The sequence below is a fragment of the Bacillus sp. 007/AIA-02/001 genome, assembly GCF_004634455.1.
In the GTDB taxonomy this organism is placed as follows: Bacteria; Bacillota; Bacilli; order Bacillales; family Bacillaceae_G; genus Bacillus_A; species Bacillus_A cereus.
In genome coordinates, this window is sequence record NZ_SEIY01000004.1 from 141,259 (window position 1) to 163,006 (window position 21,748).

Here is a 21,748-nt window from a genome sequence, read left to right on the forward strand (position 1 = left end):
AATTAAAAACACATGCCATCTTAAATTAAAACGACATGTGTTTCCGTATTTGCTATGATAGTTGCTTCCACTTCGTTCCCAAAACAGGACGCTCATAATTTTGGATTGCATGAATTAGTTTATCTGCTGTCTCTGCTGAAACGATCAATTCTTTATTTGATGGATTCATAAATCCTTCTTCTGCTGCACGTTCAACCATTTGCAAAATTGGTCCGTAAAAACCTTTTATGTTTAATAAACCAACCGGCTTATTATGTATACCAATTTGTGACCAACATACAACTTCAAATAGTTCTTCAAACGTTCCGTATCCACCTGGAAGCGCAATAAAAGCATCTGCAAGCTCTGCCATTTTCGCTTTACGTTCGTGCATCGTCTCTACTTCAATTAATTCTGTTAATCCTGTATGCACAATTTCTCCTCGGAATAGACCGCGCGGCATAACACCTGTTACACGTCCACCTAAACGAAGAACTTCGTTTGCTACTTCTCCCATTAATCCGACACATGAACCACCGTATACGAGCTCATAGTCGTTCTCAACAAACATTTTACCTAACTGAATTGCCTGCTCTTTGAATTCTGGTCTCTCCCCTAAATTAGAACCTGCAAACACACAAATCTTTCTCATTCCTACACCCCGAAACTATATATTGTTATGATACAATGAACATTGTACAACATATTGAGGAGATGAGGAAGAAATGGATATCGTTGCATTTCAAAGATGGGTTGAGGAATTTTACGAAAAACGAAGCTGGTCACAGTATAATGCCTTTATTCGCTTAAATTTCTTAACCGAGGAAGTTGGGGAAGTTTCACGAGTCGTTCGTGCTATTGAAATCGGGCGCGATCGCCCTGATGAAGATGCGAAAACAGAAGAAGAGCTAAAACAAGAACTAAAAGAAGAACTTGGCGATGTACTATCTAACCTTATTATTCTTTCGCAAAAATATGATTTAGACTTACAAGATATTATGGACGCACACGTCACAAAGCTTTCGAAAAGGTTCGAAGCATCTAAATGAGAATATTATCAATTATGGTATAATATTCTTGTCACAATACTAAGGGGGATTTTATGTTATCAAAAAAATTGCACGACGCATTAAATGAACAAATGAACTTTGAATTTTACTCTGCCCATGCTTATATGGCAATGGCTGCTTACTGTACAGCTGAGAGCTATGATGGATTCGCTAACTTTTTCCTTGTACAAGCTGAAGAAGAACGTTTCCACGCAATGAAGCTTTACAACTATATTAATGACCGCGGAGAGCGCGCTATTATTACTGGATTTGATAATCCGAATAACGAATACGAATCTGTATTAAACGCTTTTGAAGTCGCACTTGAGCACGAGCGTGAAGTAACGAAACGTATTTACAACTTATCTGATATCGCTTGGGACGAGCGTGAACATGCAACAATTACATTCTTAAAATGGTTCGTTGACGAACAAGTTGAAGAAGAAGCTTCATTTGATAGCATCATTCAAAAATTAAAACGTATTACAAGCGATTCAAACGCACTGTTTATGCTAGATGCTGAATTAGAGAAACGTACATTTACGCCTCCAGCTGAATAATATTTCAATCACCTTAATACATGAATTAAGGTGATTTTTTTGTTTGCTCTCTATCTTAAAATCACCTTAAATTTCCTCATATTTGACATAGTGCCAGCTCTAAAATGGTATTATTTTCAATATAAAAACGAATATACGAGGAGAGGAAAAATGAATCAACGTGTAGAAGCTGTTGATGCAATTCGTGGTTTCGCTTTGTTTGGCATTTTACTAGTCAATATGACATTAATTCAATTCGGGTTCTTCACCAGTGAAAAACCAACTTATCTATTCGGCGATCTTGATAAAGGCGCTAATTGGTTTATTCAATTCTTCGGTACACATAACTTTATATCCCTATTTTCTTTTCTATTTGGGCTTAGCATTATTTTGTTACAAAAAAGTATTATCGCAAAAGGAAAAAAATTCTTCCCCACATACATAAGACGTATTATCATTCTTTTACTACTAGGCTACATTCACGGCACTTTTGTTTGGGAGGGCGATATTTTATTTGCATACGGAATAATCGGGATTTTCTTAATGATGTTCATCAATCGAAAACCGAAAACTTTGCTCATTTGGGCGATTATTCTACTCGCACTTATTACACTTATGTCTTATCAAACTGATCCATCTACAAATATAAATGATTTTGCACCTTATACTGAAAAAGAACATAAAGTCCATCAAACTGGAAGCTATATGGATCACGTCAACTTTAGATTGACTGAAAATCCTTTTGATTACATGGGAATTGACGGTGCATTCGGATTATTTTTCATATCAGTTTTCGCAATAATTTTTATGTCTCCACTGTTCCTACTCGGAATGTATGTAGGGAAAAAAGGCTGGCTATTTGAGGTCAGTAAACATATACCTGCTGTCAAAAAAATATGGTTTGCCACCGGTCTCTTCTCTTTTACAATTAAAATCTTAGCTATGTTCGTAAAGCACCCGCTTTTAATTATGTTACAAGATGGCCTTACACCAGTAACTATGACCTTCTTTTACGGAAGCACAATCATTTTATTATTCCATTACAAAAAAGCAACCCGTCTACTAACATACATGGCGAACATGGGGAAAATGTCCGTTAGTAATTACTTAGCTCAATCTATTATCGCAACAACCATTTTTTACGCATATGGATTTGGCTTATACGGGAAAATCGGCTATTTCTTCGGTATTCTTTTAACCATCGGAATTTATACGATTCAATTATTCGTTAGCACCTATTGGCTCCAGAAATACCGAATGGGGCCAGTGGAATATGTGTGGAGACTGGGAACTTATTTAGAGAAACCACGTTTTAAAAGAGACTTGGATAAAGCAAGTTAAACAAAAAAAGCAATGAGCCTACGCTCATTGCTTTTCTTAATTTATTAAAGCATAACCCCAACGATAATCGCTGATAATATACTTACTAATGTTGCACCGTATACAAGTTTTAAACCGAATGATGATACAACGTTTGCTTGTTTGCCATCGATACTCTTCGTTGCACCTGCGATAATTCCGATAGATGAGAAGTTCGCAAATGATACAAGGAAGATAGATAAAATACCTACTGTACGAGCTGATAAATCACCAGCTACTTTACCAAGGTCAAGCATTGCAACGAATTCGTTCGTTACTAATTTTGTTGCCATAATTTGTCCTGCTTGTAGCATCTCTGATGTTGGAATACCCATTACGAATGCTAATGGTGAGAAGATATATCCTAAAATGCTTTGGAATGTGATTCCGAAAATTGAATCGAATACACCGTTAATTGCTGTAATTAATGCTACGAAACCGATTAACATCGCCGCTACTGTTACAGCGATAGAGAAACCAAGCATAATATATTCGCCTAACATTTCAAAGAATGTTTGTTTCTTGTCTTCTTGTAATTCTAAAATATCGTCTTCTTCTTTTACTTCATATGGATTAATGATATGAACGATAATGAATCCACTGAATAAGTTTAATACAAGTGCTGTTACTACATATTTTGGATCAATCATTTTCATATAAGAACCGACGATTGACATCGATACTGTAGACATTGAAGATGCACAAAGTGTGTATAAGCGATTTTTCGGTAATTTGCTTAGTTGATCTTTTACTGTAATGAATACTTCCCCTTGACCAACGATTGCAGCTGCTACCGCATTATATGATTCTAGTTTTCCTAAACCGTTAACTTTACTTAATAGGAAACCGACTGCACGAATGATAATCGGTAAAACTTTAATATGTTGCAGAATCCCGATTAATACTGCTAAGAAAATAATCGGTAATAATACTGTTAAGAAGAATGGTGCTTGTCCATCGTTTGCTAGACCACCAAATACGAAATTAACCCCAGCTTCCGCAAATTTTAAAATGGCGCCAAATCCATCTGCAATCCCTTTTACTAATACGAATCCGACCTTTGTATTTAGTAAGAAATACGCAAGTACCAATTGAATGACAAGCATAAGTGCAATTGGTTTATATTTAATTTTCTTACGATCTGAACTGATAAGGAAACCTAGTACAAACACTACAAGTAAACCGACTAGAAACATTACGAACTTCATATGTGAATCCTCCACTTCTCCCACGAGTTATTGGTCGTATAACGTATAACGAATGACGTCTGACCATTGTTGTTAAAAAATTTAAAACCCCTAAAACTATTCAACTGTCATCTAAAATCAGTAAGCGTTTACATAAATTGCAATTTATAAAAGGTAGCTTCTTCTCTCCTACCATAATTGAAAGTCTGAAATTGATACCACCTACAAATCAAATTGTAAGCGTTATCTAGACGAAATGCAATATAAATTTTAAAAGATTTTTATATGTTAATATATTCCTAATTAATTGGTTTTTTCATGCAAATTTACCATAAAAATAGCCCTAGCTATGAGCTAGGACCATCTTTTTTTATAACATAACACCAACGATAATCGCTGATAGAATACTTACTAATGTCGCACCGTACACAAGGCGTAGACCAAATGATGATACAACATTTGATTGATTTTCATCGATACCTTTCGTTGCACCTGCGATAATTCCGATAGATGAGAAGTTCGCAAATGATACAAGGAATACAGAAAGGATACCAACTGTACGAGCCGATAAATCACCAGCTACTTTTCCAAGATCAAGCATCGCAACAAACTCGTTTGATACTAATTTTGTTGCCATAATTTGTCCCGCTGTTACCATCTCAGCTTGCGGGATACCCATTACGAATGCTAATGGTGAGAAAATATATCCTAAAATAGCTTGGAATGTAATACCGAACATTGAATCAAACAAGCTATTAATTGCTGTAATTAATGCTACGAAACCAAGTAACATAGCCGCTACTGTAATCGCAATCGTGAAACCAAGCATAATGTACTCGCTTAGCATTTCAAAGAATGATTGTTTTTTCTTATTTTCTAATTTCAGTGTATCTTCTTCTTCTGTAATATCGTACGGGTTAATAATATGAATGATAATGAAACCACTAAATAAATTTAATACAAGTGCTGTTACTACATATTTCGGTTCGATCATTTTCATATAAGAACCAACGATTGACATCGACACTGTCGACATAGAAGATGCACATAATGTATATAAACGATGTTTTGGGATTTTACTTAATTGATCTTTTACTGTAATAAATACTTCTGCTTGTCCAACAATGGCAGCTGCTACTGCATTATATGATTCTAGTTTTCCTAGACCATTTACTTTACTTAACAACGTACCAATAGCACGAATAAATATCGGTAAAATTTTAAAGTGTTGCAGAATTCCGATTAAAACCGCAAAGAATACGATTGGTAATAGCGCTGTTAAGAAGAATGAAACCTCTCCTTTATTAACAAGACCACCAAATACGAAAACGATTCCAGCTTCCGCATATCCAAGAAGTGCGCCAAATCCATCTGAAATTCCTTTTACTAAAATATAACCAACTTGCGTATTTAATAAGAAATAAGATAATGCTAGCTGAATAATAAGCATAATTGCGATTGGTTTATACTTAATCTTCTTTCGATCGGCACTTATAAGAAAACCGAGTACAAATACAACGAGTAATCCTACAAGGAACATAACAAACTTCATTAATAAAATCCTCCATTTAACTCTTCATTAACGTTGAACGTCTGACCATTCAAAACAAGAAATAATCCGAACTTTCCATTTCTCCTCCGTAACCTTCGATTGGATAGGAAATGTCATAAAAACTCTTGTTTCAAAGGCATTTTCCATTCTAACATAAATCACAACTCATATCCGCACTTTTCTTTAAAAAATTACATTTAATTATGAAATGCTCATAAATGTTCGTCTTTTACCATCTATAAACAACTGGATAAAACAAAAAATGAGCATCAAGTTTCACTTGATGCTCACCTCATTATACTGCTTTGTCTTTATCAGCTACTGCTGACTTATCCCAGCACTCTGTATTTTTCAAACCTGGAATAGAATCCGCATAGAATACCGGATCTTTCCCTTGTTTCTTTTGCTTTACGTAATCTGATAATGCCGCAAAAGCATACTTAGAGAGGAATACAATCGCCACTAAGTTAATAACAGCCATAATACCCATGAATAAATCTGCTACATCCCAAACGATTTGAATTGTCGCTACAGATCCTAACATAACCATACCAAGTACAGCAATGCGGTACGCTGTTAATAGCACTTTACTTCCATTTAAGAATTCAATATTTGTTTCACCATAGTAGTAGTTACCTACTAATGAACTAAATGCAAACAAGAAGATTGCAACTGCTACAAATATAGAAGCCCATGGACCGATATGTTGACTTAACGCCTGCTGCGTTAATTGAATTCCATTTAAATCAGCTGCATTATGCACATCTGATAAAAGAATAATAAATGCTGTACAACTACAAATTAATAATGTATCTGTAAATACCCCTAAAGTTTGAATGAAACCTTGTTTAACTGGGTGCGTTACGTTCGCAGTCGCTGCTGCGTTCGGCGCACTCCCCATACCTGCTTCATTTGAGAATAATCCGCGTTTTACCCCTAGTAAAATCGCGGCTCCTAATCCTCCACCTACTACTTCTTTAATTCCGAAAGCATGTAAGAAAATCTCTTTAAATACATACGGAATTGCCGTAATGTTTGTTACAACAACGAATAATGCCACTGCTACATAAATAATTGCCATTACTGGAACAATCATTTCAACCGCGCGAGCAATTCGTTTTACTCCGCCGAAAATGATAACGGCAAGTAAACCAGCCATAACAAGACCTACTAATCTACTATCTGTTTTGAATGCCCCATCAAAAGCTGCCGCTACAGTATTAGACTGTACAGCATTAAAAATCAATCCGAAACTTACTGTTATTAGAACAGAGAACACAACACCTAACCAGCGTTTATTTAAACCCTTTTCCATATAATACGCTGGGCCCCCACGGAATGCATTCCCATCTTTCACTTTATAAATTTGCGCTAATGTGCTCTCTACAAATGCAGAAGCACCCCCAATTACCGCGATTAACCACATCCAAAATACTGCTCCTGGACCACCCGCTGAAATTGCGATAGCTACACCAGCTAAGTTACCAGTACCTACACGAGAAGCTGTACTCATACAAAATGCTTGGAATGATGATACGCCGCTCTTCTCTTTTTGTGCTTTCCTCGTTTTCGAGCTTGCTCCATCCCCAAGTAATCGAATCATTTCACCGAAGTAACGAACTTGGACAAATTTCACACGAAATGAAAAATAGAGCCCTAACCCAATTAACATCGCAATAATGACATATGACCAAAGGATATTATTTACATCCCCAATTACCCTAGCTAAAAAATCCATATTTGCATTGCCCCCTCTTCCTAACAATAAGAAAATTATATTCTAAAAACTTTTAGTAATCAAGAACTTTATGTTAGGTTTTATGACATGAATACGTTAACTATCTTAACATACGTGTTTTTTTCATAAAAATATAGCTATTACATGCATTTATCCAATACTCAATCTCTTATCCTCTTCGACCAGCCATACTTTTAAAACAGTACGTTCCCCACAAATAACGAGAGGAACAAACAAAAAAGTTATATTAATAATTACCCCTCACCCTTTTCATCATTTACTACAACAAAAAAGGCGAGCATCAAATTTACCTCGATGCTCGCCTTTTCAATTACACTGCTTTTTCTTTATCTGTTACCACTGGCTTATCCCAGCACTCTGTATTCGTTAAACCAGGAATAGAATCTGCACTGAAGACTGGATCTTTCCCTTGTTTCTTTTGCCTTACATAGTCTGTTAATGCCGCGTACGCAAATCGGCCAAGAAGTGTAATCGCAATTAAGTTCGTTATTACCATTAGACCCATAAATAAGTCTGCCATATTCCATACAACTTGAAGCGTCGCAACAGAACCGAATAATACCATTCCAACTACCGCAACACGGTAAATTGTTAACCACGTTTTACTTTGCTTAATAAATTCAATATTTGTTTCACCATAGTAGTAGTTTCCTAGAAGTGAACTGAAAGCGAATAAGAAAATAATAATCGCTAAGAAACTGCTCGCCCACGGGCCAATTTGTGAACTTAATGCATTTTGTGTTAGTTCAATACCTTCTAAATTCGTTGCTTTATATGCACCAGAACATAGTACGATAAATGCTGTTGATGTACATACTAAGAATGTATCTACTAAAACCCCGATTGTTTGAATAAAACCTTGTTTGGCTGGATGCGTTACATCAGCTGTTGCTGCCGCGTTCGGCGCACTACCCATACCTGCTTCGTTCGCAAATAATCCGCGCTGAATACCATATTTCATCGCAGCACCGATACCACCGCCTACAGCTGAATCTAAACCAAATGCACCTTTAAAGATTTCTGTAAACACATCTGGTAGTAAATAGAAGTTTTTAATAACAACGAAAATCGCTACCGCAATATAAAGAATTGCCATTGGCGGAACAATCATTTCCGACATACGTGCAATACTTTTTACACCACCAAAAATAATAACCGCAACTAATACTGCTAATACAATCCCAACAACGTAACGCTCAATACCAAATGCATTTTTAAACGCTAATGTAACTGTGTTTGCTTGTACTGAGTTGAAAATTAAACCGTAACTAATTGTAATCAGAATAGAGAACCAAATCCCCATCCAACGTTTATTTAAACCTTTTTCCATATAATAAGCAGGACCACCACGGAAGCCACTGCCATCTTTTATTTTATAAATTTGTGCAAGCGTACTTTCTACGAAACTTGAAGAAGCCCCGATAATCGCAATAACCCACATCCAAAATACAGCTCCAGGTCCTCCCATAGAAATAGCTAACGCTACACCAGCTAAGTTCCCGATACCAATACGAGCTGCAGAACTCATACAAAATGCTTGGAACGATGATACGCTGCCCTTTTTACGTGTCTTTCCAGTTAGTCCATCACTCATTAAACGAACCATTTCCCCTAAATGAGTAATTTGTACGAATTTCAATTTAATAGAAAAATAAAGCCCTAAACCAATTAACATTGCAATAAGAATATATGACCAAAGAATTGTATTTGTTGATGAAATAAATTGCTCTAAAATATTCATACAATTAACCCCTCCTTTTCTCCATAAAACGAATTATATTTAAAAAACATTCAAAAATCAACATTTTTCGACAATTTGCAATTTCCAAATATTAGCCAGGTTCACAGTAACAATATCTTTATGACTGACTACCCTCCCTCTAACTGTGCATACTAAAACAAAAAATAAATTCACAAACAACCCTATTGACAAAAATACCAACCTGTAACTATAATGATTACAACAGGTTGTAACAAACCTAATTACAACAAATTCATTTACTTTCAGATATACACTTTAACAAAACACTTTGGAGGGATTTATTATGAAAATCGGAATTATCGGAGCAACTGGTAAAGCAGGAAGTCGTATTTTAAAAGAAGCATTGGATCGCGGACATGAAGTAACTGCAATCGTAAGAAACGCTGCAAAAATTACAGAAGAAAACGTAAAAGTTTTAGAGAAAGATGTATTCTCTCTTACATCTAACGACCTGCAGGCATTTGACGTAGTTGTAAATGCATTCGGTGCTCCAGCAGGCGAAGAACACCTTCACGTAGATGCAGGAAACGTACTTATTGAAGCTATGAAAGGCGCACCAAATACAAAATTACTTGTAGTTGGAGGCGCTGGAAGCTTATTTGTAGACGAAGAGAAAACAACACGTGTATTTGAGACACCAGGTTTCCCGAAAGAATATCTTGCAACAGCTCAAAACCAAGGTAAAAACTTAGAAATTTTACAACAAACAAATGATATCACTTGGACATTCATCAGCCCTTCTGCACTATTCGCATTAGGAAAACGCACTGGTTCTTACAAAGCTGGCAAAGACAATCTTCTTGTTAACTCAAAAGGTGATAGCTACGTAAGTTACGAAGACTTCGCAGTTGCAGCACTTGATGAGATTGAAAACCCAAAACATGTAAACGAACGCTTCACAGTAGTTTCTGAAGCTGAATAATAGAAAAAGCTCGTAAAACATAATGTTTTACGAGCTTTTTCTATTATTACACTTGTTCTAAACCATTTGGAGTAACCTTAAAGGAAATTTCTTTAAACTTTTTCTTATCTCCTTTTCCAACTAACTCACTCTTTTTATACCAACTTAAACGATCTGACTCGGCATGATACACTTTCCATACGTCACCATACTCGAACGCCATACCATTTACTTGTTCTGCAAAATTCTGCGAAGTTTCTTGTCCTTCTGCGGTTACATGCTTTTTCTCAGTTCCATTTTGATCATAAATCGTAAGGCCTATATACTGTTCATTTACAAAGCGATAATGAATCTCATCATTTGTAAATGTTGCATGTAATTTCTTTTCAGCGTGGTTTAACGTAATAATTGAACGTGTAACATCGGACACACCTTGATAGACTAGACTATCCCCATATGTCACTTCTACAGGAACTTCCGTCACTTTCTTATTTCCAAATCGATCTTTCGTTTCTACTTTCACTTTTTGCTGACCAATTTTTGTCGTATCTATTTCCCCTACAAAACCTACTACTTCTCCACCCTGTACTTCAACAAAGTTCTTCGCGTCTAGCGTTTCGCTATTTGTTCCGATTACTACTTGCTGCGGATTTGCTTTTACTGTTTGCTCACCGTCTAATCTTTCAAATCCATTTTCAGTTATTTTGAAGACTAATTCCTTTATCTCTTTACTTTTTCCTTCGCCCACATATACATCTTTTTGATACCAATGTAAACGAGAAGATTCCGCATGATATACTTTCACTACATCTCCATACTCAAATGCAATTCCATTTACTTCCTTAGCAAATTCTTGCGTATTCTCTAAACCTTTTACTGCTATATTTTTCTTCACTCTTCCTTCTTTATCGTACAATGTAAATTCAAAATACTTTTCATCTTTAAAGTAATCATGAATTAGGTTCTTTGTATCTGTCGCACTCAGTTTTTTCGTATCATGATGCAAAGTTACAATTGATTTTAAGTCACCATCTCTATAGCTTAGCCCATATACAAGTAGGCTATCTCCATATGTTACTATTAGAGGAACTTCTGTCACTTTCTTATTTCCAAATCGATCTTTCGTTTCTACTTTTACTTTTTGTTCTCCGATTTTTGATGTATTTGGTTTTTCTGCAAAACCAACCACTTCTCCATCTTTTACTTGTACAAATTCTTTCGGATCTAGTTTGTCTACATCCATTCCGACTACTACTTTTTGCGGTTTCGCCGTCACTTCTTGTAAACTATCTTTTAATTCGAACCCTTGCTCAGTGATTTGGAATAATTTCTCTTTTTTATTTTTAGCCTTCCCTTGATCTACAAGTGTATTATTTTGGTACCACTTCAGACGATCCGGTTCTGCATGGAATACTTTTACTACATCACCATATTCAAAATCCAATTCATTTAGTTCCATCGCAAATCTTTTTCCCGTTTCTTGTCCTTCTGCAGATACACGTTTCTTTTCAATCCCATTTCGATCATATAGCGTTAAGCCCATATATTCTTCTTTTTCAAAACGGTAATGTATTTCATTATTAGTAAAGTTTACATTTAATTTCTTCTTATTGTGGTGAAGTGTCACTGTCGACATTACATCATCTGAAAGTCCTTGAAAAACTATACTGTCATCATAAAATCCGTTAACTTGGACAGGAATTGAATTTTTATTTCCTTTCTCATCCCCAATTTCTACTAACACTTCCTGTTTACCATTCTCTAGTTTAGGCCATACAATCTTTCCTGTTACTTTTACATTCTCACCTAAATTTCGAACAAGTTTACTTGCCTCATTCTCGTCAGAATCTGTACCAACTAAAAGATTTTGTACTTCATTAGCAGGTTCACCATATGGAACCTTATACGGTTCAACTTGCTTCTCACGAATATCATTACTATCTGTAGCTTTCCAGATTTCCTTTTCTAATTTAGGTAACTTTGATTTTTCTATTTTCTCTCTAATATCATCATTTGATGTTAATCCCCATTCCTCAAAGAAAGGAATTAAATTTTGCCCTGCCACTTGCGATGTCATATAAATAAATAGCTGCTTTTTCTCTTCATCAGAATGAGGCATTTCACTCTGAGGTAACAAACGATAAGCTTGATGTAACCTAGGATAAAAATGTTCTCCATACACTACATTTAATTGCCAAAACATTGTAAGAGGATTAATGTCATCAATGAATCTTTCTGCTTTAGGCTTCTCTAAATACTCAAATGAGTTTTTATAGTGCTCATCCATTTCTAATTGATTCCCTAACGCCTTTTGAACAGCTAATGAGTAAATATTTACTGTTACTTCCCTTACTTTAGACCACTTCCACGGTTCTTGCTGATGTAAATGACCAACTTCATGCCACGGTCCCCATCCATCCTTCTCAAGTACCTCTATATCTAAAACTCTATTCATTGCAGTTGGAATATATCCTGTATGATAATGTTTTGCAAACATAAAGTCCCCTTTAGCAGGCTTCCGTTTTTCAACAAACTGAACATAATGAGTTGGAGATTTTGCAAACCCAACACTGTCCTCAGATAACCCTGCCACCGCGTTTTCTAAACGGATAATCTTATCATGCAATTTCATTAAATCTGTTGGATCCGTATTCTTCATATATTTCTGCACAGAATCGTAAGTAGTAGTAATTAAGCTTCTCTCACCTTTTAATTCAACTGCATAAGGATCCTTATATTTTTTTAACATTTCATCCCAATCTTTTTTTGTATGCTTACCTAAAATAAATAAAGGAAAGTGACTACCACCATTTGTAACGGAAGCTGTTACTTCTCCTTCGTTATTCATATTATAAAAATATAAAATACCGCCTCTTGAAGATGAAATAACATTTTTCCCTGGTTTTAAATCAAACTCCTCTGGGTCCTTTTCATCATAAGATCTCGTTCCAATAAAAGCTTGGATAGACTGCGTTCCTTTTATGTCAATTGTAATCTCTTCATTTGGCTCTGCATAAATTCCAGTCGGTTCATTAGCGGAAAGTTTCCAAGTAACTCTTAAACGATTATTTTCTTCTTCTACGCTACCTTTCCCCGGCAACTGAAATACTCTCTGCTCAAAATTATTCTCTTTTACCTCTTCTAATTTCCCACCTTTATTTTCTTCCAAAGGTGCTGCATATCCTTTCGATGCTTCGAAAGCTACTGGCGATAATAATGTAGATATACATATTCCAGCTACTAATACCCTACTCGTCTTTTTCTTCGACATAATCTGTGTCCCCTGTTCCTTTATTTAGATAAACTACCCTATATATTCATCTAATAAGTAATCCTATTATTTCTATAAAAAAATTTAATGAATGGACTAACACCTCGCGCACCTGTATCTATTACTACCGCATTTCTCTCCATGCATTCGCTTTCTTACATTGTAAAATTTATATGTAATATGCCCTCCTCACTTCTCTCTATTTGTGATGAGTTCTCTTGCTACATAAAAAAGAGAATAGTAAAAGATATTTTTCAGTATTGTCATCTATACATCTAAAAATAAAAATAACAATAAAAACTTACATTTTCTTCATATATGACCATCTATAGGTAGTTTTTCCAAATGAATTTTACACGCTTTACACTTTGTTTGATAGCCTCTCTAATTAGAATAATGTTACAATTTCGTGAATAAAATCTATTTATTGTAACGTTTAGATTTTGTCACATTTTATTATTTTTAAATACTTTTTAAAACGTTAAAATAGTGTTTAACTCGATTAATTATTATCTTGATATACCTTTAAAGAATTCATATGAAAAAGCATTGGCATACGCCAATGCTTTTTCATTATCTCTTTTGATTCGGTTTATGCGGTTCATTTGGAGTATATGGCTTATTTGGTTTATTTGGAGCCTCAGCCTTTTTCCAACTTACCGCTAACTCTGGACTTGTTTTTTCTTCACTACGCTCAAGTAATACTACTGCATTTTGAATAGTCGATGTACCTTTATGCGCAATCCCTTGTAATTTCGTTAAATTTCCTGATACTTTAAAGCTAAATCCACCAGCTGGTGTTTGTTTCGGAATTAAAATGCGGAACTTTTCTCCTACATTAAATTCTGTTTTTGTTTCGCCTTTTTCATTTGCAAATTTCACGCCCGCTGGTGCACCTGTTGCTTGCACTTTATACGTTCCGCTTTTTGCATTTGTTTCTACTGTATATAAACCTGTTTCAAAGAAATCATTTTTTAATACTGCTTCTTGTTCTTCTGTAGGAGTTACACTCATCGTAATTTCTTGTAACTCTTCACTAGCGCTTGCTTTTGCAACGATGTCTTTCGTTACTTTCTCTACATTTTTATTGCGGAAATCTAAATCATTAATATCGATTTGTTTTAACGCATTCCACACTGCAAGCTGCGTTGCGTAATGTGCTTCTCTCCAATCAGAAACACCTAATTCTTGTGGACTCTTTTGTGGATATCCATTCAATAGTACACGGTATACGTTAATATCCACTTTCCCCATTTCCGGTAAATCTTGACCGCTTGGAGATTTCAAATCTACATTTAAGCAAAAAGCAATTTTGCCATCTGCCGTTTTAATAAGCTCTGTTCGAATTGGTTTCTTCTTTGACTTACTATAACTCCAATTCATTTCATACTTTGTATGGTCCATAACTTCTGCAAATGCTTTTTGAAGCGGGAATAACACAAATAAAACACTTAAAAACATAGCTAAAATCTTGAACGATTGCTTTATATTCATGTTTACAGCCCCTTATCACAAACTTAATACTAAGTAGTATTTATTTAGAAACTATTTTTATGCACAAAAAAAGAGTGCTTTTACGCACTCTTCTTTCTTACTTTAATCTTAGAAATCGAAGTTATCAGGATCCGGACCAACGCGGTGATTTTGATTTAACGCATCGATTTTTTCCATATCTTCTTTCGTTAATTCGAAATTAAATATATCGGCATTTGCAATAATGCGGTGTTCTTTCGTTGATTTTGGAATAGTGATTACTCCATTTTGAAGATCCCAACGTAAAATAACTTGCGCTGTTGTTTTACCGTGTTTCTCAGCAATTTCTTGTAATGTTTCATTATCTAATAATTGACCTTGCATAAGTGGTGACCATGCTTCCATTTGAATACCTTGTTCTTTACAGAAAGCTTGTAATTCTTTTTGTGTTAAACGAGGGTGGTATTCTACTTGGTTAATCATTGGTTTAATTTCTGCATCTTTCATTACATCTTGTAAGTGATGAATTTGGAAATTACTTACCCCAATTGCACGTACGCGTTTTTCTTTATAAAGTGTTTCTAACGCTCTCCACGTATCTTTATATTTCCCTTCTACAGGCCAATGAACAAGGTATAAATCTAAATAATCCAGCTCTAATTTTTTTAAGCTTTCTTCATATGCAGCAAGTGTCGTTTCATATCCTTGATCCGAATTCCACACTTTTGAAGTAATGAATAAATCTTCACGAGAAATGCCTGCTTCTTTTATACCCGCGCGAATTCCTTCACCTACAGCTTTTTCATTTCCGTAAATTGCAGCTGTATCAATGCTGCGGTATCCTGCTTTAATCGCCGATTTCACTGCTTCTACAAGTTCTGGTCCATCCTCTACTTTAAATACACCTAAACCGAACCAAGGCATTTCTACACCATTATTTAATACTGTTTTACTTTGTAAGTTTTTCATTTTATTTTCTCTCCTTTTATTTTACTTGATCTCTTTTTTCTAATGTCATACTCCACGCAGTTAAAACAACAGCACCTACTACCATAATTCCACCTACCCAAGCCGTATGAATTAATCCTAACGAGTTCGTTACAATACCGCCCAAGTAAGCACCAAGAGCAATTCCTGCGTTAAATGCTGCAATGTTAATCGCCGATGCTACATCAACAGCGCTAGGTACAAACCTCTCAGCTAATATAACAACATACACTTGTAGCCCTGGAACATTCATAAATGCGAATAGTCCCATGAAAATAATTGTGATGAATCCAGCGACTTTAAATGGCGCTGTAAATGTTAAAACAAATAATACAATCGCTTGAATAAAGAACATGTAAAATAACGCTCGAATCGGATTATGATTTGATAATTTTCCCCCGACCATATTCCCAATCGCAATTGCAATTCCGTATACTAACAAAATAATTGTAACGGTACTTGCTTTAAATCCTGTTACTTCTTGTAATAACGGAGATAAATACGTAAATGTTACGAACGTTCCCCCGTATCCTAATGCAGTAATAATAAATAAAAGTAACAGTCTTCCATTCGTAATCAGCTTAAATTGATCGCGAAATGATACAGACGTACCTTTTTTTAAATTAGAAGGAATTAGCATACTATTGGCGATTAAAGCAACGATTCCAATGGCCACAATAACAATAAACGAGGCCCTCCAGCCAAATTGTTGACCGATAAATGTTCCAATTGGTACACCTGTAATAGTCGCAACAGTTAAACCAGTAAACATAAATGCTATTGCACTTGCACGTTTATTCTCAGGTACAAGCGCAGCCGCAATTGTAGATCCAATTGACATAAAAACACCATGCGCAAATGCAGATACAACCCTCGCAATAAGTAACACAGTAAAACTTGTTGCTACCGCCGCAATTCCATTACCAATAATGAAAATAATCATAATCCACATTAATAACGTCTTTCGCGACATACTAGCTGTTAATGACGTTAATACTGGAGCACCAAACGCTACTCCTAATGCATATAAAGAAACAGTTAACCCCGCTGTTGTAACAGAAACATGTAAATCCTCTGAGATAGATGGTAATAAGCCGACACTAATAAATTCAGTTGTACCAATTCCAAACGCACTAATTGCTAGTGCTAATAAAGCAAACATACTTCTCCGATTCGTCTGCATAACCGAAGAAGATACTGTATATGAATTCAATTGAACTCCTCCTTAATGCGAGAAATCCAATCATAATAGTATGATAAAAAGGCCTTTTTATCTTCTACAAAAATAACTTTACTGTTGATATACGCTATTATGAATGGCTTTACTCTTTTTTTGAAGAACGCACTTAAAAGTACGATAGGTACCTAAAAGTAACATAGGCACTTTTTAGTACCGTACTACTCATTTCCCTCTTACGTATGCTATTATGGAACATATTCAACATGATAAAAAGTACGTACTTTAAAGTGCTATAGGCACTTTTTAGTAACATTTAATTATTTAGCTTCTTTTGTTGGAGAACTTAAATCTACATTCATCAAAGGAGATTTTTATATGAAGAAATACAATATTCCCGTTGAAGCGACTTTAGAGGTTATCGGTGGAAAATGGAAGGTTGTTATCCTTTGTCATCTAACGAAAGGCACAAAAAGAACGAGTGAACTAAAACGTTTAATGCCTGGGATTACACAAAAAATGTTAACTCAGCAATTACGTGAATTAGAAGACGATGGGGTTATTCAAAGAAAGGTATACAATCAAGTACCACCAAAAGTAGAATATTCACTTACAGAATACGGTTGGTCTTTAGAGTCCATTCTTGATTCTCTTTGTACTTGGGGCGAATGCCATCTTGAAAAAAGCGGTAACACATCGATGCTAATTGTAGAAGGTGAATAATAGGAAAAAGGAAAAAACGAACATGAATTTGTTCATTTTTTCCTTTTTTTCTTTATATGTATATACATTTCTAACTGGAACAAAATATTTTATACGCTTTCATACCTTGTCAGCACTACGTTATACACTCAATATCAAATAATTAGGAATCATTTTTATGTTAACATAGGTGTATATAGTATATAATATAGGATATATATTATATACACTTTCCGGTAACGGAGCTTTTCCATTATGCGGACAAGCCATGTATCGGACAGTTCATAAATAATAAGTAAGACGTTATGGTTTTAGATTTATGTTTGCAGCTTACTTGCTGTCATAAATTTAAAGGCATTTTATTGTGTTTTGTGAAACTTTGTATAAAGTTTCGTAAACGTTTACTATCTTACTTATAAAAAATAAGAGTATTGCTATCGTAAAGGAGAATTGGAGATGCCAGAAACTATGACTCAAACAAAGCCAGAACAAGAAACTGTACAAATTTCTGCTAGCCAAGGACAACTTGATGTACTTGATCAGTTGTTAAAACCTGAGGTACAAGAATCATTAACAACACTAGTAGAACAGCTTCCAAAATTAACTGAGCTTGTTAACATTTTAACTAAGTCTTATGACTTCGCTCAAACTGTTGCTACTGATGAAGTATTAAAAAGCGACACTGTTGGTGCAATTACAGAGCTTGTAGAACCTGTAAAAGATACAGTGAAAAGCATGGCTGCAACTGCAATCGAAGCGAAAGATCGTGCTGAAGAAAGCAACGAAGTTATCGGCCTATTCGGCCTGTTAAAATTACTAAAAGATCCACAAGCACAAAAAATGTTCCGCTTTGTGAACGCATATCTTCAAATTAGTGCAGAACGTAACAATAAATAATTTAACTTATAACAACAATTAGTAAAGACGGGGGATATCATACTATGTCAAAACAAATTGTCATCTTAGGCGCTGGTTATGGCGGTCTTCTTGCCGCTTTAAACGTACGTAAATATTACAGCAAATCAGAAGCACAAGTTACAGTGATTAACCAATACCCAACACACCAAATCATCACTGAACTACACCGCCTTGCAGCTGGTAACGTGTCTGAGCAAGCAGTTGCAATGCCACTTACAAAGCTTTTCAAAGGGAAAGACATCGATCTTAAAATCGCAACAGTTGAGTCATTCTCAGTTGATAGCAAAGAAATCAAACTAGCTGGTGGCACTACTTTATCTTACGATGCACTTGTAGTTGCTTTAGGAAGTAAAACTGCTTACTTCGGTATTCCAGGACTAGAAGAAAACAGCATGGTATTAAAATCTGCTGCTGATGCAAACAAAATCTACAAACACGTTGAAGACCGTATTCGTGAATACGCGAAAACGAAAAACGAAGCTGATGCTACAATCGTAATCGGTGGTGGCGGATTAACTGGCGTTGAGCTAGTTGGTGAGCTTGCTGACATTATGCCTAAACTTGCAAAAAGCCACGGCGTAAATCCAAAAGAAGTGAAACTTCTTCTTGTTGAAGCAGGTCCAAAAATCCTTCCAGTATTACCAGACCACTTAATCGAACGTGCAACTACTAGCCTAGAAGCACGCGGTGTTACATTCTTAACTGGTCTTCCTGTAACAAACGTTGCTGGCAATGAAATCGACTTAAAAGACGGTCAAAAACTTGTTGCTAACACATTCGTTTGGACAGGCGGCGTACAAGGTAACCCATTAATCGGTGAATCAGGTCTTGAAGTTAACCGTGGACGTGCAACAGTTGATGCATACCTACAATCTACTTCTCACAAAGACGTATTCGTTGCTGGAGACAGCGCTGTTGTCTTCGCTCCAGACGGACGTCCATACCCACCAACTGCACAAATCGCTTGGCAAATGGGTGAGTTAATTGGATACAACTTATACGCAGCACTAGAAGGCAAAGCATTAGAAGAGTTCGCACCTGTAAACTCTGGAACACTTGCTAGTCTAGGACGTAAAGATGCGGTTGCTACAATTGGAGCAAGCAATACTCCACTTAAAGGCTTACCAGCATCATTAATGAAAGAAGCAAGTAACGTTCGTTACTTATCACACATTAAAGGTCTATTCAGCTTAGCTTACTAATCTGAATATAAGCCCGAATCATGCCCTGCATGGTTCGGGCTATTTTTTATCCGTAATTTTCTCTAACTTATTTATTCGTCAAAAAAATTATATACCCTTTAAATTTATCTAAATATACTGACTTTTTACAATAAAAGCTGTCCCGTTCGAACAGCTCTTATTGTCGCTTTTTGTCGGTAAATCGATATATTGGGAAAATCGCTGATATATTCGGATTTGCGCTGATATATTTCGAAAATCGTCGATATAATTCGAGTTACGGTCGATATATTCGAAAAATCGCCGATATATTTTCCAGCCTTACTTATTATCCTAATTTCACAAGACTGTAGTTCTTCTTCCCTTTACGAATAATAATAAATCTTCCATCAAATGAATTTTCTACAGTAACATCTGTACCCACATCTGTTACTTTCTCACCATTCATAGAAATCGCACCATTATTAATGTCCTCGCGTGCTTGTCGTCTAGATGGTTCAATCCCTAAATCGACTAGCCACTCTACGATGTTTTTCGTCTCTTTTGAAGACTGGAATGTTGGCATTTCTTTAAAGCCTTGTTCAATTTCATCAGCTGTTAACGATTTAATATCTCCGCTAAATAACGCTGCTGTAATTTTCTCAGCTTGCAGGAACGCCTCTTCTCCATGAACAAATTTCGTCATTTCTTCCGCTAACACTTTTTGCGCTTCACGTTTATGAGGTTCCGCTTCTACCTTCGTTGCTAATTCATCAATACGCTCTTTCGTTAAGAACGTAAAGTATTTCAAGTATTTAATTACGTCACGGTCATCTGTATTTACCCAGAACTGGTAAAATTCAAACGGTGTCGTTTTTTCAGGATCAAGCCAAACCGCACCACCCGCTGATTTACCAAACTTCGTACCGTCCGATTTTAATAATAACGGAATCGTTAATCCGAATACTTTCGCCTCATGACCTTCTAACTTACGAATTAAATCTAAACCACTCGTAATATTTCCCCATTGGTCACTGCCACCAATTTGAAGTTGAACATCCTCTTTCGTGTATAAATGATGGAAGTCCATCGCTTGCAAAATTTGGTACGTGAATTCTGTGAAAGAAATACCTGTATCTAAACGGCTTGCTACAATATCCTTCGCTAACATGCTATTGATGCTAAAGTTTTTCCCGTAATCACGTAAAAACTCAATAATATTTATTTTATGTGTCCAATCATAGTTATTTACCATCTTCACTTCGCTATTTCCACCAAAATCAAATAGCTTTTTCATTTGTGCTGTTAACGCATCTACATTATGCTGAACCACTTCTAACGTTTGAAGTTGACGCTCTGATTGTCGTCCACTCGGATCACCAATTGTTCCTGTTGCCCCGCCAATTAAAATAACAGGATGATGGCCAGCTAATTGGAATCTCTTCATCATCATAAACGGAATCAAATGTCCGATATGCATACTATCACCAGTTGGATCAACTCCGCAGTATAGTGAAATCTTTTTCTCTTCTACTAGCTTACGTAAGCCTTCTTCGTCAGTCTGCTGATTAACGGCGCCGCGCCATTCTAATTCATCAATAATATTCATCTTTTGTCATCCCCTTTATTTTTTAAAAACAAAAAAGCCCCTATGTCTACGATAGACATAGGGACGATTATTCACCGTGTTACCACCCAGTTTGCATAAATAGCATAGCTACTCATACCACTCTTAGCAATAATATCGATTGCTAGTCCGCTTAGCATTACCTAAGATACTCCAGAGTGTAATTCGCAAGTTTGTTTGTGCTAGGTTCCAGCAACCCCTAGCTCTCTCGTTAACAGTGACAAACTGCTACTGGGCTCTTTCAACGTATGTTATTTGTTAAATTATTAGCCATTATATTGAATTGAAAACAAATTGTCAACAATACCCAAATGTTATTTTAAAATAATTCATATCTTCATACGTA

The 21,748-nt window shown here is 35.7% G+C and carries 17 protein-coding genes and 1 other annotated feature; of the genes, 7 read left to right on the forward strand and 10 right to left on the reverse strand.

What is annotated here, in order from left to right; all coding sequences use genetic code 11:
- Positions 1-52: 52 nt before the first annotated feature.
- Positions 53-631 (reverse strand): LOG family protein, encoded by a 579-nt coding sequence (locus ES895_RS12400; protein WP_001225751.1) that lies wholly within the window; start codon positions 629-631, stop codon positions 53-55.
- Between the two features lie 73 nt (positions 632-704).
- Here ES895_RS12400 and ES895_RS12405 point away from each other — a divergent pair, with 73 nt between their 5' ends.
- The 3 genes from ES895_RS12405 (at position 705) to ES895_RS12415 (ending at position 2,908) form a co-directional block, all read left to right on the forward strand.
- A complete protein-coding gene (locus tag ES895_RS12405) occupies positions 705-1,028 on the forward strand; it encodes a MazG nucleotide pyrophosphohydrolase domain-containing protein (RefSeq protein WP_000355746.1) in 324 nt (107 codons plus the stop codon).
- Between the two features lie 53 nt (positions 1,029-1,081).
- On the forward strand, positions 1,082-1,588 hold the full coding sequence (locus ES895_RS12410; RefSeq protein ID WP_000949403.1) for a ferritin: 507 nt from the start codon (positions 1,082-1,084) through the stop codon (positions 1,586-1,588).
- A 150-nt stretch (positions 1,589-1,738) separates the two neighbouring features.
- Positions 1,739-2,908 carry a DUF418 domain-containing protein gene (locus tag ES895_RS12415; protein WP_001076356.1) on the forward strand — a complete coding sequence of 390 codons (1,170 nt, stop codon included), beginning with the start codon at positions 1,739-1,741 and terminating at the stop codon, positions 2,906-2,908.
- 44 nt (positions 2,909-2,952) lie between these two features.
- Here ES895_RS12415 and ES895_RS12420 read toward each other — a convergent pair whose 3' ends face one another.
- The 4 genes from ES895_RS12420 to ES895_RS12435 form a co-directional block, all read right to left on the reverse strand.
- Positions 2,953-4,134, reverse strand: a complete 1,182-nt coding sequence (locus tag ES895_RS12420) for a NupC/NupG family nucleoside CNT transporter (RefSeq protein ID WP_000673874.1) — start codon at positions 4,132-4,134, stop codon at positions 2,953-2,955.
- Between the two features lie 349 nt (positions 4,135-4,483).
- Positions 4,484-5,665: a NupC/NupG family nucleoside CNT transporter gene (locus tag ES895_RS12425; protein ID WP_000673839.1), complete on the reverse strand. Its 1,182-nt coding sequence runs from the start codon at positions 5,663-5,665 to the stop codon at positions 4,484-4,486.
- Between the two features lie 295 nt (positions 5,666-5,960).
- Positions 5,961-7,403: an alanine/glycine:cation symporter family protein gene (locus ES895_RS12430; protein WP_000346414.1), complete on the reverse strand. Its 1,443-nt coding sequence runs from the start codon at positions 7,401-7,403 to the stop codon at positions 5,961-5,963.
- 331 nt (positions 7,404-7,734) lie between these two features.
- A complete protein-coding gene (locus ES895_RS12435) occupies positions 7,735-9,165 on the reverse strand; it encodes an alanine/glycine:cation symporter family protein (protein WP_001022923.1) in 1,431 nt (476 codons plus the stop codon).
- 304 nt (positions 9,166-9,469) lie between these two features.
- Here ES895_RS12435 and ES895_RS12440 point away from each other — a divergent pair, with 304 nt between their 5' ends.
- Positions 9,470-10,108 (forward strand): NAD(P)-dependent oxidoreductase, encoded by a 639-nt coding sequence (locus ES895_RS12440; protein ID WP_000689896.1) that lies wholly within the window; start codon positions 9,470-9,472, stop codon positions 10,106-10,108.
- Positions 10,109-10,154: 46 nt separating this feature from the next.
- Here the strand turns inward: ES895_RS12440 and ES895_RS12445 are convergent, their stop codons facing one another.
- The 4 genes from ES895_RS12445 to ES895_RS12460 all read right to left on the reverse strand — a co-directional run bounded on the left by ES895_RS12445 (position 10,155) and on the right by ES895_RS12460 (position 17,001).
- Positions 10,155-13,358 (reverse strand): putative mucin/carbohydrate-binding domain-containing protein, encoded by a 3,204-nt coding sequence (locus ES895_RS12445; RefSeq protein WP_070757739.1) that lies wholly within the window; start codon positions 13,356-13,358, stop codon positions 10,155-10,157.
- A gap of 573 nt (positions 13,359-13,931) precedes the next feature.
- Complete coding sequence (locus ES895_RS12450; protein WP_001022515.1) at positions 13,932-14,852, reverse strand: thioester domain-containing protein; 921 nt, start codon at positions 14,850-14,852, stop codon at positions 13,932-13,934.
- Positions 14,853-14,960: 108 nt separating this feature from the next.
- A complete protein-coding gene (locus tag ES895_RS12455) occupies positions 14,961-15,800 on the reverse strand; it encodes an aldo/keto reductase (protein WP_000793550.1) in 840 nt (279 codons plus the stop codon).
- Between the two features lie 16 nt (positions 15,801-15,816).
- Positions 15,817-17,001, reverse strand: coding sequence for an MFS transporter (locus ES895_RS12460; protein WP_167754514.1), 1,185 nt, complete (start codon positions 16,999-17,001; stop codon positions 15,817-15,819).
- 372 nt (positions 17,002-17,373) lie between these two features.
- Between ES895_RS12460 and ES895_RS12465 the strand changes: the two genes are divergently transcribed.
- From ES895_RS12465 to ES895_RS12475, 3 genes are all read left to right on the forward strand, one after another.
- Positions 17,374-17,718, forward strand: coding sequence for a winged helix-turn-helix transcriptional regulator (locus ES895_RS12465; RefSeq protein ID WP_000760475.1), 345 nt, complete (start codon positions 17,374-17,376; stop codon positions 17,716-17,718).
- 435 nt (positions 17,719-18,153) lie between these two features.
- Positions 18,154-18,594, forward strand: a complete 441-nt coding sequence (locus tag ES895_RS12470) for a DUF1641 domain-containing protein (RefSeq protein WP_001115311.1) — start codon at positions 18,154-18,156, stop codon at positions 18,592-18,594.
- 44 nt (positions 18,595-18,638) lie between these two features.
- Positions 18,639-19,817 carry an NAD(P)/FAD-dependent oxidoreductase gene (locus ES895_RS12475; RefSeq protein ID WP_000043203.1) on the forward strand — a complete coding sequence of 393 codons (1,179 nt, stop codon included), beginning with the start codon at positions 18,639-18,641 and terminating at the stop codon, positions 19,815-19,817.
- A 307-nt stretch (positions 19,818-20,124) separates the two neighbouring features.
- Here ES895_RS12475 and tyrS read toward each other — a convergent pair whose 3' ends face one another.
- Positions 20,125-21,384, reverse strand: coding sequence for a tyrosine--tRNA ligase (gene tyrS / locus ES895_RS12480; protein WP_098286429.1), 1,260 nt, complete (start codon positions 21,382-21,384; stop codon positions 20,125-20,127).
- A gap of 56 nt (positions 21,385-21,440) precedes the next feature.
- Positions 21,441-21,656, reverse strand: a binding site (T-box leader).
- Positions 21,657-21,748: the final 92 nt, after the last annotated feature.

Bases quoted from the DNA above. Each gene is read 5' to 3' on its own strand.
- ES895_RS12475 (WP_000043203.1), top strand. From the start codon at position 18,639: ATGTCAAAACAAATTGTCATCTTAGGCGCTGGTTATGGCGGTCTTCTT.
- ES895_RS12470 (WP_001115311.1), top strand. From the start codon at position 18,154: ATGCCAGAAACTATGACTCAAACAAAGCCAGAACAAGAAACTGTACAA.
- ES895_RS12410 (WP_000949403.1), top strand. From the start codon at position 1,082: ATGTTATCAAAAAAATTGCACGACGCATTAAATGAACAAATGAACTTT.
- ES895_RS12445 (WP_070757739.1), bottom strand. From the start codon at position 13,358: ATGTCGAAGAAAAAGACGAGTAGGGTATTAGTAGCTGGAATATGTATA.
- ES895_RS12435 (WP_001022923.1), bottom strand. From the start codon at position 9,165: ATGAATATTTTAGAGCAATTTATTTCATCAACAAATACAATTCTTTGG.
- ES895_RS12430 (WP_000346414.1), bottom strand. From the start codon at position 7,403: ATGGATTTTTTAGCTAGGGTAATTGGGGATGTAAATAATATCCTTTGG.
- ES895_RS12405 (WP_000355746.1), top strand. From the start codon at position 705: ATGGATATCGTTGCATTTCAAAGATGGGTTGAGGAATTTTACGAAAAA.
- ES895_RS12425 (WP_000673839.1), bottom strand. From the start codon at position 5,665: ATGAAGTTTGTTATGTTCCTTGTAGGATTACTCGTTGTATTTGTACTC.
- ES895_RS12440 (WP_000689896.1), top strand. From the start codon at position 9,470: ATGAAAATCGGAATTATCGGAGCAACTGGTAAAGCAGGAAGTCGTATT.
- ES895_RS12415 (WP_001076356.1), top strand. From the start codon at position 1,739: ATGAATCAACGTGTAGAAGCTGTTGATGCAATTCGTGGTTTCGCTTTG.
- ES895_RS12460 (WP_167754514.1), bottom strand. From the start codon at position 17,001: ATGCAGACGAATCGGAGAAGTATGTTTGCTTTATTAGCACTAGCAATT.
- ES895_RS12465 (WP_000760475.1), top strand. From the start codon at position 17,374: ATGAAGAAATACAATATTCCCGTTGAAGCGACTTTAGAGGTTATCGGT.
- tyrS (WP_098286429.1), bottom strand. From the start codon at position 21,384: ATGAATATTATTGATGAATTAGAATGGCGCGGCGCCGTTAATCAGCAG.
- ES895_RS12420 (WP_000673874.1), bottom strand. From the start codon at position 4,134: ATGAAGTTCGTAATGTTTCTAGTCGGTTTACTTGTAGTGTTTGTACTA.
- ES895_RS12450 (WP_001022515.1), bottom strand. From the start codon at position 14,852: ATGAATATAAAGCAATCGTTCAAGATTTTAGCTATGTTTTTAAGTGTT.
- ES895_RS12455 (WP_000793550.1), bottom strand. From the start codon at position 15,800: ATGAAAAACTTACAAAGTAAAACAGTATTAAATAATGGTGTAGAAATG.
- ES895_RS12400 (WP_001225751.1), bottom strand. From the start codon at position 631: ATGAGAAAGATTTGTGTGTTTGCAGGTTCTAATTTAGGGGAGAGACCA.